This window comes from Glutamicibacter sp. NPDC055354, assembly GCF_053644955.1.
This window is the reverse complement of the sequence record NZ_JBSHMB010000001.1, coordinates 1,255,818-1,270,104: the sequence shown is the minus strand read 5'-3', so window position 1 is coordinate 1,270,104 and position 14,287 is coordinate 1,255,818. Positions and strand designations below refer to the sequence as shown.

Here is a 14,287-nt window from a genome sequence, read left to right as displayed (position 1 = left end):
CTGGCCCCGAGAAGAAATACTTAATAGGAGATTATCGTGGCTCAGAACGCTGAAGAAACCACTGAATTCGAAGGCGAGACCCCTTCGACTTACACCACCGAGACCTCTGCTTCGGCTGTAGTTGCCGAAACCGAGCGCGCTCCGCTGACCGTTCCAGGTGCAGCAGTTGGCCGTCGCAAGCAGGCTATCGCCCGCGTTCGCCTGGTACCAGGCACCGGCAAGTGGACCGTTAACGGTCGCACCCTGGAGAACTTCTTCCCTAACAAGCTGCACCAGCAGGACGTCAACGAGCCTTTCAAGATCCTTGGTCTTGAGGGTGCTTACGACGTTATCGCTCGTATCAACGGTGGCGGCATTTCCGGCCAGGCCGGTGCACTGCGTTTGGGTATCGCTCGCTCGCTGAACGAGATCGATCGCGATGCAAACCGCGCAACCCTGAAGAAGGCTGGCTACTTGACCCGTGACGCACGCGTCATCGAGCGCAAGAAGGCTGGTCTGAAGAAGGCACGTAAGGCTTCGCAGTTCTCGAAGCGCTAAACCTTGCTTCAAGGTCTTTCCAAAGGCCCTGGCATCCTGCAAAGGACGCCGGGGCCTTTGGCCTTTTAACGCAGAAGACTGCAAGATCCCATTAATCTTTTTTCATCTCACTGCCAATGCGGGACCTTAAGCCGTTTAAATCAATGCAGAGGGCATATGATTGAAGGCGATGGCAAGGTTATTTGGGACCGATGGGGTCCGAGGAAAAGCAAACGAACTGTTAACTCCCGAGCTCGCGCTGGAACTGGCGCAGGCGGCATCGGTGGTGCTGGGCTTGAGCCAGCCAGAGGACGGCTACAAGCCGGTCGCTGTGGTTGCCAAGGACCCGCGCATCAGTGGTGACTTCCTGTCTGCCGCAATTGAGGCCGGCCTGGCCGCCTCCGGCGTAGACGTCATGGATGCCGGCACGCTGCCGACTCCTGCGGCGGCATTCCTGGTAGGGGACCTGAACGCCGATTTCGGTGTCATGATCTCCGCCTCGCACAACGCGGCTCCGGATAACGGTATTAAGTTCTTGGCCCGTGGCGGCAAGAAGCTGGACGATGCGCTGGAAGATGCCATCGAAGCCTGCTTGAAGATGCCAAAGCCACGCCCAACCGGTGGTGAGGTAGGTCGGGTCTCGCGTTTCGCCGACGCTGAGGACCGCTACATCATGCATCTGCTGCAGGCACTGCCCAACCGGCTGGATGGCATGAAGGTAGTTCTGGACTGCGCCCACGGCGCTGCTTCGGGCTGCTCCCCAGAGGTGTTCAAGGCTGCCGGCGCCGAGATCGTCGTGATTGGCGCAGATCCAGACGGCATCAACATCAATGATGGCTACGGCTCCACCCACCTGGAGAAGCTGCAGGCCGCTGTGCTGGAGCACGGCGCGGACCTGGGCATCGCGCACGACGGCGACGCTGACCGCTGTCTTGCAGTAGACCATGAAGGCACCGTCGTCGACGGTGACCAGATCATGGCCGTGATGGCACTGGACATGAAGGACCGCGGCGAACTCAAGGACAACACCCTGGTTGCCACCGTGATGAGCAACCTCGGCCTGACCCTGGCCATGGAAGCAGCAGGCATCACTGTTAAGCAGACCGGCGTGGGTGACCGCTACGTGCTCGAAGGCATGCGCGAAGGCGATTACTCCCTGGGTGGCGAGCAATCCGGCCACGTGATCTTCTCCAAGCACGCCACCACCGGCGACGGCGTGCTGACCGGCCTGATGATTGCGGCCCGCGTGAAGGCTACCGGCAAGACCCTGAAGGAACTTGCTGCCGTGCTGACCGTCCTGCCACAGGTGCTGATCAACGTACGCGGCGTAGACAAGGCCAGCGTTCCAGAATGCGAACCGCTGCAGCGGGCAATTGCCGCTGCTGAGGCACGCTTGGGCACCACCGGCCGTGTGCTGCTGCGTCCGTCGGGGACCGAGCCAGTAGTTCGCGTCATGGTCGAGGCGGCTACCCACGAGCAGGCCCAGGCCGAAGCCGAAGCTCTGGCAGGATCGGTCAAGGAGCATCTGGCCCTCTAGGCCCAGTAGCTTCCCAGCAACCAACACGTAAATATCAAGAAAACTCACACCCCCGCAGCGCGTTCCACGCCGGAACAGGCTGCGGGGGTGTGGCATGCTAACTAATAGAAACTGATATCGGTTCGCGTTCTCGGAGAGAAGGACTTTCGTGACTTTACGCATCAGCGTGATCGGCACCGGCTACCTCGGTGCAACCCATGCCGCCTGCATGGCTGAACTGGGCTATGAAGTCATTGGACTGGACGTAGACAAAGCCAAGCTGGAAGCACTGGCCGCTGGCGTTCTGCCCTTCCACGAGCCAGGCCTGCCAGAACTGCTGCGCAAGCATGTGGCCTCCGGACGCCTGCGCTTCACCGACAGCTACGCAGAAGTCGCTGCCGGCGCGGATATCCACTTCATCACCGTGGGCACCCCGCAGCGCGCCGACTCGCAATCAGCAGACATGTCCTACGTAGACGGTGCCGTGGATTCGCTGCTGGAGCACATCACCGGCGAAGCGCTGATTGTCGGCAAGTCCACCGTGCCGGTGGGCACCGCACGCCGGCTGAGCGAGAAAATTGCCCAGGACGCCAAGAACGGAAGCAGCATCGCGCTGGCATGGAATCCAGAGTTCCTTCGCGAAGGCTTCGCCGTCCAGGATACCCTGCGCCCCGATCGCCTCGTCTACGGCCTGGAGCATAAACGCGGACTGGAACTGCTGCGCAAAGTCTATGCACCGATCCTTGCCTTGGATACTCCGGAGATCGCCACGGACCTGGAGACTGCAGAACTGGTCAAGGTTGCAGCCAACGCCTTCCTGGCTACCAAGATTTCTTTCATCAACGCCTTTGCGGAGGTGACTGAAACCGTAGGCGGCGACATCAAGGTCCTTGCCGACGCCATTGGCCACGATAAGCGCATTGGACGCCGTTTCCTGAACGCTGGAGTGGGCTTCGGTGGCGGTTGCCTGCCCAAGGACATTCGAGCCCTCCAAGCACGCGTCAGCGAACTTGGCCTGAGCCAGACCATGGGCTTCTTGGCTGAAGTCGACCAGATCAATTTGCGACGCCGTGACCGCGTGGTCTCGCTGGCCTCGCACATGCTGGGCAATGAGCTGGCAGGCAAGCATGTCTGCGTACTCGGCGTGACTTTCAAGCCGAACAGCGATGATGTGCGGGACTCGCCAGCACTGGATATCGCCGTCCGCCTGTACAACGAGGGCGCTGAAGTCTCGGTCTACGACCCAGAAGGCAACGCCAACGCTGCCGGCCGTTTCCCGCGCTTGAACTACGTTGATTCCTTCAAGGAAGCGGCGAAGGATGCGGACCTGACCTTGGTGCTGACCGAATGGAATGAATTCCGCGAACTGAATCCGTCGGATCTGGCGGATGTAGTGGCCAACAAGCAGCTGATTGACGGGCGCAACGTCCTGGACCGCCCTGAATGGCGGAATCAGGGCTGGACTGTTACCGGTCCGGGTGAATACTTCGAGCTGGGCAACATGGCTCCGGCAACTACCTCGATTCCGGTACAGGCTTCCTGAAGCTAGCTGCGGTACGCGACCGCAACTGCAAGAGAGAGCGAGCCTCATGGCATACACTGTGGTCACCGGCGGTGGTCGTGGCTTAGGAGCCGCGATTGCGGTGCGTCTAGCCACCGACCGCAACTTGATCATCGGCTACAGGCAGGATGAGAAATCGGCGCAGGCAGTGGCAGATAAAGTCCGTGAGCTCGGCGCTATTTGCCATGTCCTGCAGATCGACTGCGCCAATGAAGAATCAGTGGCAAGGTTCTTCGCCCGAGTGAAGGACATTGGTGAACTTGAAGGACTGGTAAACAACGCGGGATCAGCGACGGCCATCGGAAATCTGGCAGACAACGAGTTGACCGATATCGCCGCGGATCTGAACGTGAACCTTCTGGGCCCAATTACCTGCATTAAATATGCGCTGCCCCTGCTCCGGTCACATGGCGGTGGTGCAATCGTGAACATTTCATCGGTGGCGGCTGAATCCGGAAGCCCCTTTACGTACGTGCATTACGCTGCAGCCAAGGCCGGAGTAGAAGCCTTGACAGTGGGACTGTCCAAGGAACTGGCTAAGGACGGCATCCGAGTGAATGCGGTTAGCCCGGGAACGCTTTGGACTGAATTCCATGAGGATCCACAGCGCCCTGCGCAAATCGCCGAGACGATCCCGATGGGACGCGCAGGCAAGCCGACAGAAGTAGCCGGTGCGGTGGCTTGGCTATTGTCTAGCGAAGCCGCCTACACCACCGGCAGCGTTCTCAAAGTTTCTGGCGGCCTCTAGAGGGACCCAGAGCCTAGAAGCCGAACTGCTTCATGACCTTAGGCAGGTTCTCGATCAGGCGCGAAGCATTGACAGTTCCCTCTGAAGCGGTCACCCGGCCCAGGTGGCCATGAATGTAAGCGGCACACGCGGTCAGTTCCATCATGCGGCGGTTAGGCACGGTTCGCAGGCCTTCGGTGCCCGTGAGCGAGCTGTCGGAGAGCATGTAGCCCAGGATGCCGGTCAGGACATCGCCGCTGCCTGCAGTGGCCAATTCTGGTGCCGAGTGGCTCACCATCAGGCTGTCGCCATTGGGGGCCACAATGTAGCTGGTTGGTCCCTTGAGCAGGACCACGGCGTTGTATGCCAGGGCGGCCCACCGGGTCCAGCGAATCGGGTCCTGGGAAATCTCATCGGGAGTGATCTTCACTCCAGCGCGGCTGAGCAGCATGCGCAGTTCCTTGGCATGAGGCGTCAGCACGCGAGGCTGCTCGCTTGGGCCGGCAGGAACGACTTCCAATCCGGACGCGTCAATGACGGCCGGCTGCGGGCTGGTAAAGACATCAGCGATGGCGCCAGTCGGGGGAGTGCGTCCATCCAAGCCCGGGCCAATGGCCCAAGCCTTGATCTTGGCGCCCTTGCCGTGAATCTGACGGCGGGAGGAAGACAGCGCTTCCTTGATCTGCTCATCATCCAGTGGCACGGACTCCGGCACGGCGACGGCCATGAGCGGCTGAATGGATTCTGGCACGTGGGTGCGAAGCAATCCGACGCCGCAGGCTACAGCGGCCTTGGCGGTCAGCTGAGCAGCTCCGGGATAAAGGCCGGAACCGGCGATGAGTCCCAGGACTCCACGCTGGTACTTGTGCCGTCCGGCATCCCGCCAAGAGCGGTGCTGGTCCAGCAGCTCGCGAGTGGCCACCTCGTCCACAAGCTGCGTTCCAGCTTGGACGGAAGAAAAGTCGAATTCGAGATCTGCCACGGTAATGTCACCGGTAACCAGCGGTCCGTCTACAGACAGAAGACCGGATTTCATGGCACCGAAAGTTACCGTGCGTTCTGCGCGAAGAACAGAGTCCTGCGCAACGCCCGTTTCAGGATCCAGGCCTGAAGGAATATCGCAGGCCAACACCCGTGCGCCAGCAGGAAGCTTCGGCAAATCAGAGCCGGCACGGTATCCAAGGCCGTAGATGGCGTCAATAATGAGCGAGGCATTAGCTAATTCGCCTTGACCGTCGGAGAGGTCCAGCACGGTACCGCCGGCAGCTTGATATGCTGCAGCACCTTCGGCATGGATCTGTTCGTGGCACTGCAGAGCCAGAGTGGAAATCTTCTGCAGTTGGAGCTCTGCCAGTGCATACAAGCCATCTCCACCGTTGTTGCCCGGGCCGATAAGCGCCACCACGAAAGCCGGATCGGCGCTGGAATTCTCGATCAGCATGGCGACTGCCGTTGAAGCCAAATGGGCGGCTGCTTGCTTCATTAAGCTGGTCTCGCCCCGCTTGGAGTTCTCCTGGGCTTCAACCGCACGAATTTGCGCAACACTGTAGACAGGAATCATAAGACAAACAATACTCAAGGCACCTGTGCGATGCCCTATTTAATGAGATGCGTGTCGTTATTCTTTCGTCGTGGCGTTGGTGCCTAGCGTTCTGCAACCACCATTGCGATAGCCATATCTCCATCGTGGGACATGGTCAGATGCCATGATTTGATGCCACGCAGCTCGCTGGCAGCGGCCACTGAACCAGTGTTGTGAACCTGGGGATCACCGGCTTCATCTTTGCGGATAGTGCAGTCCTGCCAGTTCATGCCCGCAGGAGCTCCCAGCGCCTTGGCGATGGCTTCCTTGGCCGCGAAGCGGGCCGCCAGGGATCGCAGGGGCAGGCCCCGCTCTTCTTCGGTGAAGAGCCGTTCACGCAAGCGTGGAGTCTTCTCGAGCTGGCGGCCAAAACGCGGCACATCAACGATGTCCACTCCAATTCCTGCAATCATGCCTATCAGTTTATCCAGTGCTTGCAGGGCATAAAAATTGCGGGCATTCTCGGAAAGGGAATGCCCGCAATTCTGGTGCTCGGTGGATTACTCCACGGTCACCGACTTGGCCAAGTTGCGTGGCTGGTCGACATCGAAGCCCTTGGCGGATGCCAGTTCGCAAGCGAAGATCTGCAGTGGCACGGTGGCCAGCAGAGGCATCAGCAGGGTTGGGGTTTCTGGCACGTAGAAGACCCACTCGGAGAAGTCCTTGACCGCAGCATCGCCATCTTCGGCAATAACCAGGGTCTTAGCGCCACGGGCGCGCACTTCCTGGATATTGGAGACAACCTTGGAGTGCAGCGAGTCGCGACCACGAGGGGAAGGAACTACGACGAACACTGGCTGGCCATCGTCGATCAGGGCGATAGGTCCGTGCTTCAGCTCGCCAGCGGCGAAGCCTTCAGCATGGATGTAGGCGATTTCCTTGAGCTTCAAGGCGCCTTCCATTGCTACCGGGTAGCCTACGTGGCGGCCCAGGAACAGCACGGAGTTGGCATCTGACATGTTGCGTGCCAGATCCTTGATCTCTTCCGCGCGGTCCAGGACGTCCTGGATCTTGGAAGGGATCTTGCCCAGGTCGGCAAGGATGTCCTTGATCTGGCCCTGGAACAGGTTGCCGCGCAGCTGCGCCAGGTACAGGCCCAGCAGGTAGGTTGCGGTGATCTGTGCCAGGAATGCCTTGGTGGAAGCCACAGCAATTTCCGGACCAGCGTGGGTGTACAGCACCGCATCCGATTCGCGTGGGATGGTCGATCCGTTGGTGTTGCAGATCGACATGGTCTTGGCGCCCTGCTCCTTGGCGTAACGCACAGCCATCAAGGTGTCCATGGTTTCGCCGGACTGGGAGATCGAAACGATCAGGGTCTTTTCGTCCACGATTGGCTCGCGGTAGCGGAACTCGTGGGAGAGCTCAACTTCTACCGGGATACGGCACCAGGACTCGATAGCGTACTTGGCCACGGAGCCGGCATATGCCGAGGTGCCGCAAGCAAGAACAACAATCTTGGAGATTTCGGCCAGTTCCTCTGGAGCGATACGCAGTTCGTCCAGGGTCAGTCGGCCATCAGCGTCCGAGCGGCCCAGCAGGGTGTCGGCAACAGCTGCAGGCTGGTCGAAGATTTCCTTCTCCATGAAGGATGGGAAGCCGCCCTTTTCAGCGCTGGCTGCATCCCAGTCAACGGTGAATTCCTTGCCTTCGGCCGGGTTGCCGTCGAAGTCGGTGATGGAATGGTTATCCGGGGTGATGGTTACGATCTGGTCCTGGCCCAGTTCTACGGCACGACGGGTGAAGTCGATGAAGCCGGAGACATCCGAACCCAGGAAGTTTTCGCCATCGCCCAGACCGAGAACCAGAGGGGAGTTGCGGCGAGCCGCAACGACAACACCTGGGTGGTCCTGGTGAACTGCCAAGAGGGTGAAAGCACCTTCGAGCTGCTGAACAGCAAGCTGCATGGCGCGGGTCAAATCGCCTTCGGCCTCGGAGCTGTAGAGCTTGCCCAGCAGAGCTGCGGCAACCTCGGTATCGGTATCCGAGAGGAATTCAACGCCCTCGGCTGCCAAGCCGGCCTTGATGCCGGCGAAGTTTTCAATAATTCCGTTGTGGATCATGGCAAGCTTGCCACCATCGGCCAGGTGTGGGTGAGCGTTCTGATCGCTCGGACCACCGTGGGTTGCCCAACGGGTATGCCCAATGCCGGTCATCGACTTAGGCAATGGGGACTCGGCAATTTCATTTTCCAGATTGACCAGCTTGCCGGCCTTCTTACGAGAATGAATTGCGCCATCGGCAACAACAGCGACACCAGCCGAGTCGTAGCCGCGGTATTCCAACCGACGCAAACCTTCAATTAGAACGTCGAGGGCGCCATGATCGGCGACCTGGCTCGAGGTTCCTGCATATCCAACAATTCCGCACATGGGAAAAATCCTACCGGTTCAATGCCCATCGATGGGAATAATCGTGTCGGAGCACTCAAAATTACCTATGTCTTAGATCACCAGTCGGCCGTTTTTTGACTAATCCAATTGCCTTGTTGATGTTGTTAATTGGGATATGGAGCATATTCTTGGCAGAATTTACCCTCGTGGAACCACACGGAACACTTGAAACGCCTATCTCGCCTTTCGTTGAACTGGAGCGCGAGACATGGGCGCGCCTGTCCAATCAAATGGAACAGCCGCTGAATTATTCGGACATTGAGCGGCTACGCGGCCTCGGCGACCAGCTGGACTTGCAAGAGGTCCGGGACGTCTACCTGCCACTGAGCCGCCTGCTGTCGCTTTATGTTGAGGGTGCCGGCGCGACGCATCAGGCAACCACTACCTTCTTGGGCGAGCAGACCAGCCGCACACCTTTTGTCATCGGCGTCGCCGGCTCGGTTGCCGTGGGAAAGTCCACAACTGCCCGTGTTCTGCAGGAAATGCTGCGCCGCTGGCCGCATACGCCTGATGTCCAGCTCATAACCACTGATGGCTTCTTGTACCCGAATGCCGAGCTTGAGCGCCGCGGGATCATGCACCGCAAGGGGTTCCCCGAATCCTATGACCGGCGGGCGCTGCTGCGCTTTGTCTCGGCGGTAAAGTCTGGTGCCCCAGAAGTAAGTGCTCCGGTCTACTCGCACCTGACCTACGACATCATCCCGGGGGAGCGCAATGTAATCCGCTCACCGCAGGTATTGATTGTCGAGGGACTGAACGTATTGCAGCCTGCTCGAACCCGTTCCGATGGAACCGTGGGCCTGGCCCTGAGCGACTTCTTCGACTTCTCCGTCTATGTGGATGCGCGTACCGCGGATATCGAAGAGTGGTACATCAAGCGGTTCATGCGTCTGCGCTCCGGTGCCTTCTCCGACCCTGCCAGCTACTTCCACCGCTATGCCCAGCTCACTGATGTCGAGGCACGGGAAACTGCTCACGGTATCTGGAAGCGCATTAACGAGCCGAACCTCAGGGAAAACGTCTTGCCTACGCGCGGGCGGGCGCAATTAGTACTGCGCAAGGCGGCGGATCACTCGGTGCGCAGGATGCTATTGAGGAAAATCTAGGCTTCTTCAGCTGATATTTAAGCTAACGATTTCTGTGAGCTTGCCGAACTATTACAGATCGGAGCCCAAATTCGTAGTCGTGCTGTGATTTTCCTGTGTATGCTCTAACCATGCTAAAAGGTTTCCGCGATTTTATTATGAAGGGCAACGTTGTCGATCTGGCCGTTGCTGTTGTTATCGGCGCTGCCTTCGGCGCCGTAGTCACCGCCTTGGTCGATAATGTGCTGATGCCATTGATCGCCGCCCTGGTTGGATCTCCAAACTTCGACAGCTTCTTGTTGCTAACCATTGACGGCGTTGACATCAAGTTCGGTGTCTTCCTGACTGCACTGGTCAACTTCCTGCTGATTGCTGCAGCTGTCTACTTCGCGCTGGTTCTGCCAATGACCAAGCTCAACGAGCGACTGGCTGCACGCCGCGCTGCCGGTGCAGAAGAGCCAGAGGAAGAAGTAGATCCACAGCTGGAGCTGCTCGCCCAGATCCGCGACGAGCTGAAGACTCTGCGCTAAGCCCTGACAAATATCCGTCTCCAAGGGGCGGACCCAGCAACACAGTTGCTTGGGTCCGCCCCTTCCGACTTTAACTCGCACTATGTGCCGAACTGCGCACGGGTGGACAAGGCAAGCGGAACCGAAAAGTGCGAAGATGATTAGGTGAACTCTGAAGCGCTTGAAGAAAGCAACCTGACAAACAGCACCAGCGGTGCACAGGCTATCGGATTTGAACGTCGTGCAGTCATTGACTTGTCGGCCATCCGCAACAACGTCAAGCAGATTTCTGATGTTGTAGCCCCAGCTGCAGTTATGGCCGTCGTCAAAGCAGACGCCTACGGCCATGGAGCTATTCCCGTAGCCAAGGCCGCCTTGGAGGGCGGCGCCCGCTGGATCGGGTGTGCCCATGCCACGGAAGCTCTCGCCCTGCGTGAAGCGGGCATCGATGCTCCCATGATGGCCTGGCTGCACACCGAGGACACCCCATTCGAGGCCGCCATTGATGCCGGTCTTGATCTGGGAGTCTCAGGCTGGGAGCTGGAATACGTTGCCGCCGCAGCACGTGCCGTGCAGACACCGGCACGTATCCACATCAAGGTGGACACAGGACTTGGCCGCAATGGCTCCACTATGGATGCCCTGCCTGATCTGTTGAACCGCGCCAGCGACTTCCAAGAAGAAGGACTGCTGCGCGTAGTTGGCATCTTCTCCCACCTCGCGGTCGCAGATGAGCCAGAGCGGCCCGAAACGGACGAGCAGCTGGAAATCTTCAACAAGGCCATAGAACTGGTAGAAGCAGCCGGCTTCGATCTTGAAGTGCGCCATATCGCCAATACGCCGGGTATCCTTTCGCGACCTGATTCGCACCACGACATGGTGCGCTTGGGGTTGGGCCTGTATGGCCTGAGCCCCTTTGAAACCGACTCGCCAGAAAGTTTCGGCCTGCGTCCAGCCATGACAGTGAAGACCCGCGTGGCTAACGTCAAGAAGGTCCATCCGGGGCAGGGCGTGTCCTACGGCCTTAATTACAAGACTGAAGCGGAGACCTACCTCGGGCTGATCCCCATGGGCTATGCAGACGGTTTGCCGCGCATCGCAACAGGTGCGCCGGTAACAGTTAACGGACGCACCTACCCGGTACGCGGACGCATCGCCATGGACCAGTGCGTCATTGATCTGGGCGCGGACATCAAGCCTGAGGACTTCCTCGGCGCCGAGGCGATTATCTTCGGTAAAGGCGGGCAGTCGGTGAACACTTGGGCCTATGCGGCGAACACCATCAACTACGAAGTGGTAACCCGCATTTCTCCGCGCGTGCCCCGCTACTACATCGAGGGCAGCTGGGGTGAAGCCGGTGAGTAACCCGGTGCGGGAATTCTCCTGCCAACTAGATGACCTCACTGTTACCGAAGCGCTGGGGGAAGCTCTTGGTGCCCAGCTCAAAGCCGGAGACTTGGTGATTCTTACCGGGGCCTTGGGCGCTGGTAAGACGACCCTGACTCAGTCACTGGGCGTGGGACTGAATGTACGCGAGGGAATCATCTCGCCTACATTCGTTTTGGCCCGCCAGCACCCGGCGCTAGGCGATGGCCCCGGACTGATCCACGTGGATGCCTACCGCTTGAAGGGCCACGACGACGTGGACACCCTGGATCTCGAATCAACGCTGGCTGATTCAGTCACCGTTGTGGAGTGGGGGCTGGGCAAGGTGGAACATCTCACGGACTCGCGTCTGGAAATCCAGCTGGACCGCGAAGCCCTGGCCGCACCGAGTGCCAACCCGTGGGAAGAATCGGAGGAAGAGCTGGACGAGCCGCGGTTGTTCAGCCTGAAGGGGATCGGCCCGCGCTGGGACGAGGACACCTTTGCCCAGTTGAAAGACACTTTGCTGTCTGCAGTAACTGCGCAGCACACGGAAGAGAAGCATGCCTAACTACTTAGCTATCGACACCTCCGCCAACGCATCGGTGGCACTGGTTGACAAAGCCACCGGTTTAGTTGTCGACCAGCGGGTTTCATCCAAGGGGAACGACCAGACCGAAACCCTGTCGGCATACGTCAAGGAACTCTTGGACGCTCATGGAAAGAAAGGCCAAGACCTTGCTGGCATTATCGTTGGCGTAGGGCCGGGCCCGTTCACCGGCCTGCGCGTTGGCTTGGTTGCCGCGCGTACCTTCGGCTTCGTATGGCAGGTACCCGTGCATGGTGTGATGTCCTTGCATGCGCTCGCCGAACAGGTGCTGGATGCAGGCGAGGCTCCGGCACAGTTCATTGTGGCTTCCGATGCGCGCCGCAAAGAAGTGTACTGGGCTCGCTACGACCAGGACGGAGCCATGGTTGATGGCCCGCATGTTTCAGCTGCTTCAGCCCTTCCTGCATTCCCGGTCTACGGCATTGGCGCCGGAATCTATGCCGAGCAATTGGAAGAAGCCGGGGCCAAGCCCATGCCTGAGTCCTTTGAATGGATTGCAAACGCTGGCTACCTCGTCCGCCGAGGCATAAGCGATCTGGCTGCGGGCAAGGATCTGTCTGACACTTCGCCGCAGTACCTGCGTGAATCCGATGCACAGGTTCCGGCGTTCATGAAGCAGGCTAAGTGATGAACGAGGCGAACCAGGTCATCCTGCGTCCCATGGTTGCCGAGGATCTGCTGGCCGTCCACGAGCTGGAACAGCAGCTGTTTCCCGAGGATGCATGGCCACTGGCTGGTTTCGAATCCGAGCTAGCGCAGCGCGACACCCGCACCTACTGGGTCTATGAAGACTCTGGTCGAGTTATCGGCTATGCCGGCCTGTGCGTGGTTTTGCCGATTGCCGATGTGCAGACCATCGCCATGCACCCTGATTACCAAGGTCGAGGCCTGGGACGCAAGCTATTGTCCCTGCTGATCAAGACGGCTGGTGAGAAAAATGCACTGGATGTGATGCTCGAAGTCCGCTTTGATAACCCCACTGCTATTGGCCTGTATGAATCCATCGGATTCACCACCATCCACCGCCGCAAGGGGTACTACAAAGGCGGGGTTGATGCACTAATTATGAGACTCCCGCTGGATGCACAGCAAGGACAAGAGGAAGAACGCAACGCATGAGCATCACCGAACCCGTAGTACTAGGCATTGAGTCCTCCTGCGATGAAACCGGCGTGGGCATCGTACGCGGCAACAAGCTTCTGGCTAACGCTGTCTCCAGCTCCATGGATGAGCATGTACGCTTTGGTGGCGTGATTCCCGAGATCGCTGCGCGAGCACATTTGGAAGCCTTCGTGCCTACCTTGCAGTCCGCCTTGGATACCGCGGAGCTGACTCTTGAGGACATTGATGCCATCGCCGTGACCAGCGGTCCCGGCCTGGCCGGCGCCCTCATGGTTGGCGTATCAGCGGCCAAAGCCTTGGCCCTGGCTACCGGCAAACCGCTGTACGGGATCAACCACTTGGTTGCTCACGTAGGTGTTGGCGTTCTCGAAGGAACCGTATTGCCGCCTACTTTCGGGGCACTGCTGGTCTCAGGCGGGCATACCGAAATCTTGAAGGTCACTTCGCTGACTAACGACGTGCAGCTGTTGGGCTCCACAATTGATGATGCAGCCGGTGAAGCCTATGACAAGACTGCTCGTTTGCTGGGTCTTGGGTATCCAGGTGGACCGGCTATCGACAAGGCGGCCAAGGATGGAGACCGAAAGGCATTCCGGTTCCCTCGTGGCTTGTCGCTGCCGAAGTTCGTGGGCAGTGCCGAGAATCCTGGCAAGCACCGCAACAACTTCTCGTTCTCAGGACTGAAGACTGCTGTAGCCCGCTGCGTCGAGCACTTCGAGGCCAACGGAGAAGAAATTCCTGTCGCTGATATTGCTGCGTCATTCCAGGAAGCAGTCGTTGACGTGATCACGTCGAAGGCAGTCCGGGCGATGAAGGAACAGGGACTGAAGACTCTGCTTCTGGGCGGGGGAGTGGCGGCGAATACCCGCTTGCGTGAACTTCTGGCGGCCCGATGTGCCTCTGCGGGCATAGCCTTGGTGGTTCCTCCGTTTAGTTTGTGCACGGACAACGGCGGAATGGTTGCAGCTCTCGGCGCGCAGCTGGTTGCTGATGGCGTTTCTCCGTCTGGGCTGGAATTCGCAACCGACTCTTCGCAGCCGGTAACGAACATCGTTTTGAATTCTCGAAGCTAGACACCTGAGCAACCTCAGTTTGGGGCCACCACGTACAGGCGGTGGACCCCAAACTAATTTCTAGGGTTGTCCATCCTAATCGGCATTCGTAGTCAAGATCTGTCGGTCCAAGACTAAACAAAACTCCTAACGGGGTCATGAGCCACTGAGTGGAAAAGCGAACAGCAAGACCTCTTGCACCTATGTACGTCTATGTGTCTCAGGGTAATGATTCGTCATAGCATCACG

14 protein-coding genes are annotated in these 14,287 nt (G+C 58.9%); 11 read left to right on the top strand and 3 right to left on the bottom strand.

Annotation, left to right across the window (positions count from 1 at the left end):
* Window positions 1-36: 36 nt before the first annotated feature.
* The 4 genes from rpsI (at window position 37) to ACWICV_RS05835 (ending at window position 4,341) form a co-directional block, all read left to right on the top strand.
* Window positions 37-537 carry a 30S ribosomal protein S9 gene (rpsI, locus tag ACWICV_RS05850; RefSeq protein ID WP_060702200.1) on the top strand — a complete coding sequence of 167 codons (501 nt, stop codon included), beginning with the start codon at window positions 37-39 and terminating at the stop codon, window positions 535-537.
* A gap of 169 nt (window positions 538-706) precedes the next feature.
* Entirely contained in the window at window positions 707-2,053 is a 1,347-nt protein-coding gene (gene glmM / locus ACWICV_RS05845; protein WP_105657641.1) for a phosphoglucosamine mutase, read from the top strand.
* Between the two features lie 148 nt (window positions 2,054-2,201).
* Window positions 2,202-3,575: a UDP-glucose dehydrogenase family protein gene (locus ACWICV_RS05840; RefSeq protein WP_454090620.1), complete on the top strand. Its 1,374-nt coding sequence runs from the start codon at window positions 2,202-2,204 to the stop codon at window positions 3,573-3,575.
* Window positions 3,576-3,633: 58 nt separating this feature from the next.
* Window positions 3,634-4,341 carry an SDR family NAD(P)-dependent oxidoreductase gene (locus ACWICV_RS05835; protein WP_402470545.1) on the top strand — a complete coding sequence of 236 codons (708 nt, stop codon included), beginning with the start codon at window positions 3,634-3,636 and terminating at the stop codon, window positions 4,339-4,341.
* A gap of 13 nt (window positions 4,342-4,354) precedes the next feature.
* Here ACWICV_RS05835 and ACWICV_RS05830 read toward each other — a convergent pair whose 3' ends face one another.
* The 3 genes from ACWICV_RS05830 to glmS form a co-directional block, all read right to left on the bottom strand.
* Window positions 4,355-5,803, bottom strand: a complete 1,449-nt coding sequence (locus ACWICV_RS05830; protein WP_400288499.1) for an NAD(P)H-hydrate dehydratase — start codon at window positions 5,801-5,803, stop codon at window positions 4,355-4,357.
* A 161-nt stretch (window positions 5,804-5,964) separates the two neighbouring features.
* Complete coding sequence (locus tag ACWICV_RS05825) at window positions 5,965-6,315, bottom strand: holo-ACP synthase (protein ID WP_105657637.1); 351 nt, start codon at window positions 6,313-6,315, stop codon at window positions 5,965-5,967.
* An 87-nt stretch (window positions 6,316-6,402) separates the two neighbouring features.
* Window positions 6,403-8,274, bottom strand: coding sequence for a glutamine--fructose-6-phosphate transaminase (isomerizing) (glmS, locus tag ACWICV_RS05820; protein ID WP_332487181.1), 1,872 nt, complete (start codon window positions 8,272-8,274; stop codon window positions 6,403-6,405).
* A gap of 167 nt (window positions 8,275-8,441) precedes the next feature.
* Between glmS and coaA the strand changes: the two genes are divergently transcribed.
* From coaA to tsaD, 7 genes are all read left to right on the top strand, one after another.
* On the top strand, window positions 8,442-9,401 hold the full coding sequence (gene coaA / locus ACWICV_RS05815) for a type I pantothenate kinase (RefSeq protein WP_105657688.1): 960 nt from the start codon (window positions 8,442-8,444) through the stop codon (window positions 9,399-9,401).
* A gap of 110 nt (window positions 9,402-9,511) precedes the next feature.
* A complete protein-coding gene (gene mscL / locus ACWICV_RS05810) occupies window positions 9,512-9,910 on the top strand; it encodes a large conductance mechanosensitive channel protein MscL (RefSeq protein ID WP_105657635.1) in 399 nt (132 codons plus the stop codon).
* A 144-nt stretch (window positions 9,911-10,054) separates the two neighbouring features.
* The gene (gene alr, locus ACWICV_RS05805; protein WP_133833636.1) at window positions 10,055-11,254 is read left to right on the top strand and encodes an alanine racemase; all 1,200 of its coding nucleotides are present in this window, start codon (window positions 10,055-10,057) and stop codon (window positions 11,252-11,254) included.
* On the top strand, window positions 11,247-11,825 hold the full coding sequence (gene tsaE / locus ACWICV_RS05800; protein WP_105657687.1) for a tRNA (adenosine(37)-N6)-threonylcarbamoyltransferase complex ATPase subunit type 1 TsaE: 579 nt from the start codon (window positions 11,247-11,249) through the stop codon (window positions 11,823-11,825). The genes alr and tsaE overlap by 8 nt, the downstream gene beginning before the upstream one ends.
* Window positions 11,818-12,492 carry a tRNA (adenosine(37)-N6)-threonylcarbamoyltransferase complex dimerization subunit type 1 TsaB gene (gene tsaB / locus ACWICV_RS05795; RefSeq protein ID WP_400288497.1) on the top strand — a complete coding sequence of 225 codons (675 nt, stop codon included), beginning with the start codon at window positions 11,818-11,820 and terminating at the stop codon, window positions 12,490-12,492. Before tsaE ends, tsaB begins: the two co-directional genes overlap by 8 nt.
* Window positions 12,492-12,983, top strand: coding sequence for a ribosomal protein S18-alanine N-acetyltransferase (rimI, locus tag ACWICV_RS05790; protein ID WP_400288495.1), 492 nt, complete (start codon window positions 12,492-12,494; stop codon window positions 12,981-12,983). The genes tsaB and rimI overlap by 1 nt, the downstream gene beginning before the upstream one ends.
* Window positions 12,980-14,059, top strand: a complete 1,080-nt coding sequence (gene tsaD / locus ACWICV_RS05785) for a tRNA (adenosine(37)-N6)-threonylcarbamoyltransferase complex transferase subunit TsaD (protein WP_400288494.1) — start codon at window positions 12,980-12,982, stop codon at window positions 14,057-14,059. The genes rimI and tsaD overlap by 4 nt, the downstream gene beginning before the upstream one ends.
* Window positions 14,060-14,287 lie beyond the last annotated feature (228 nt).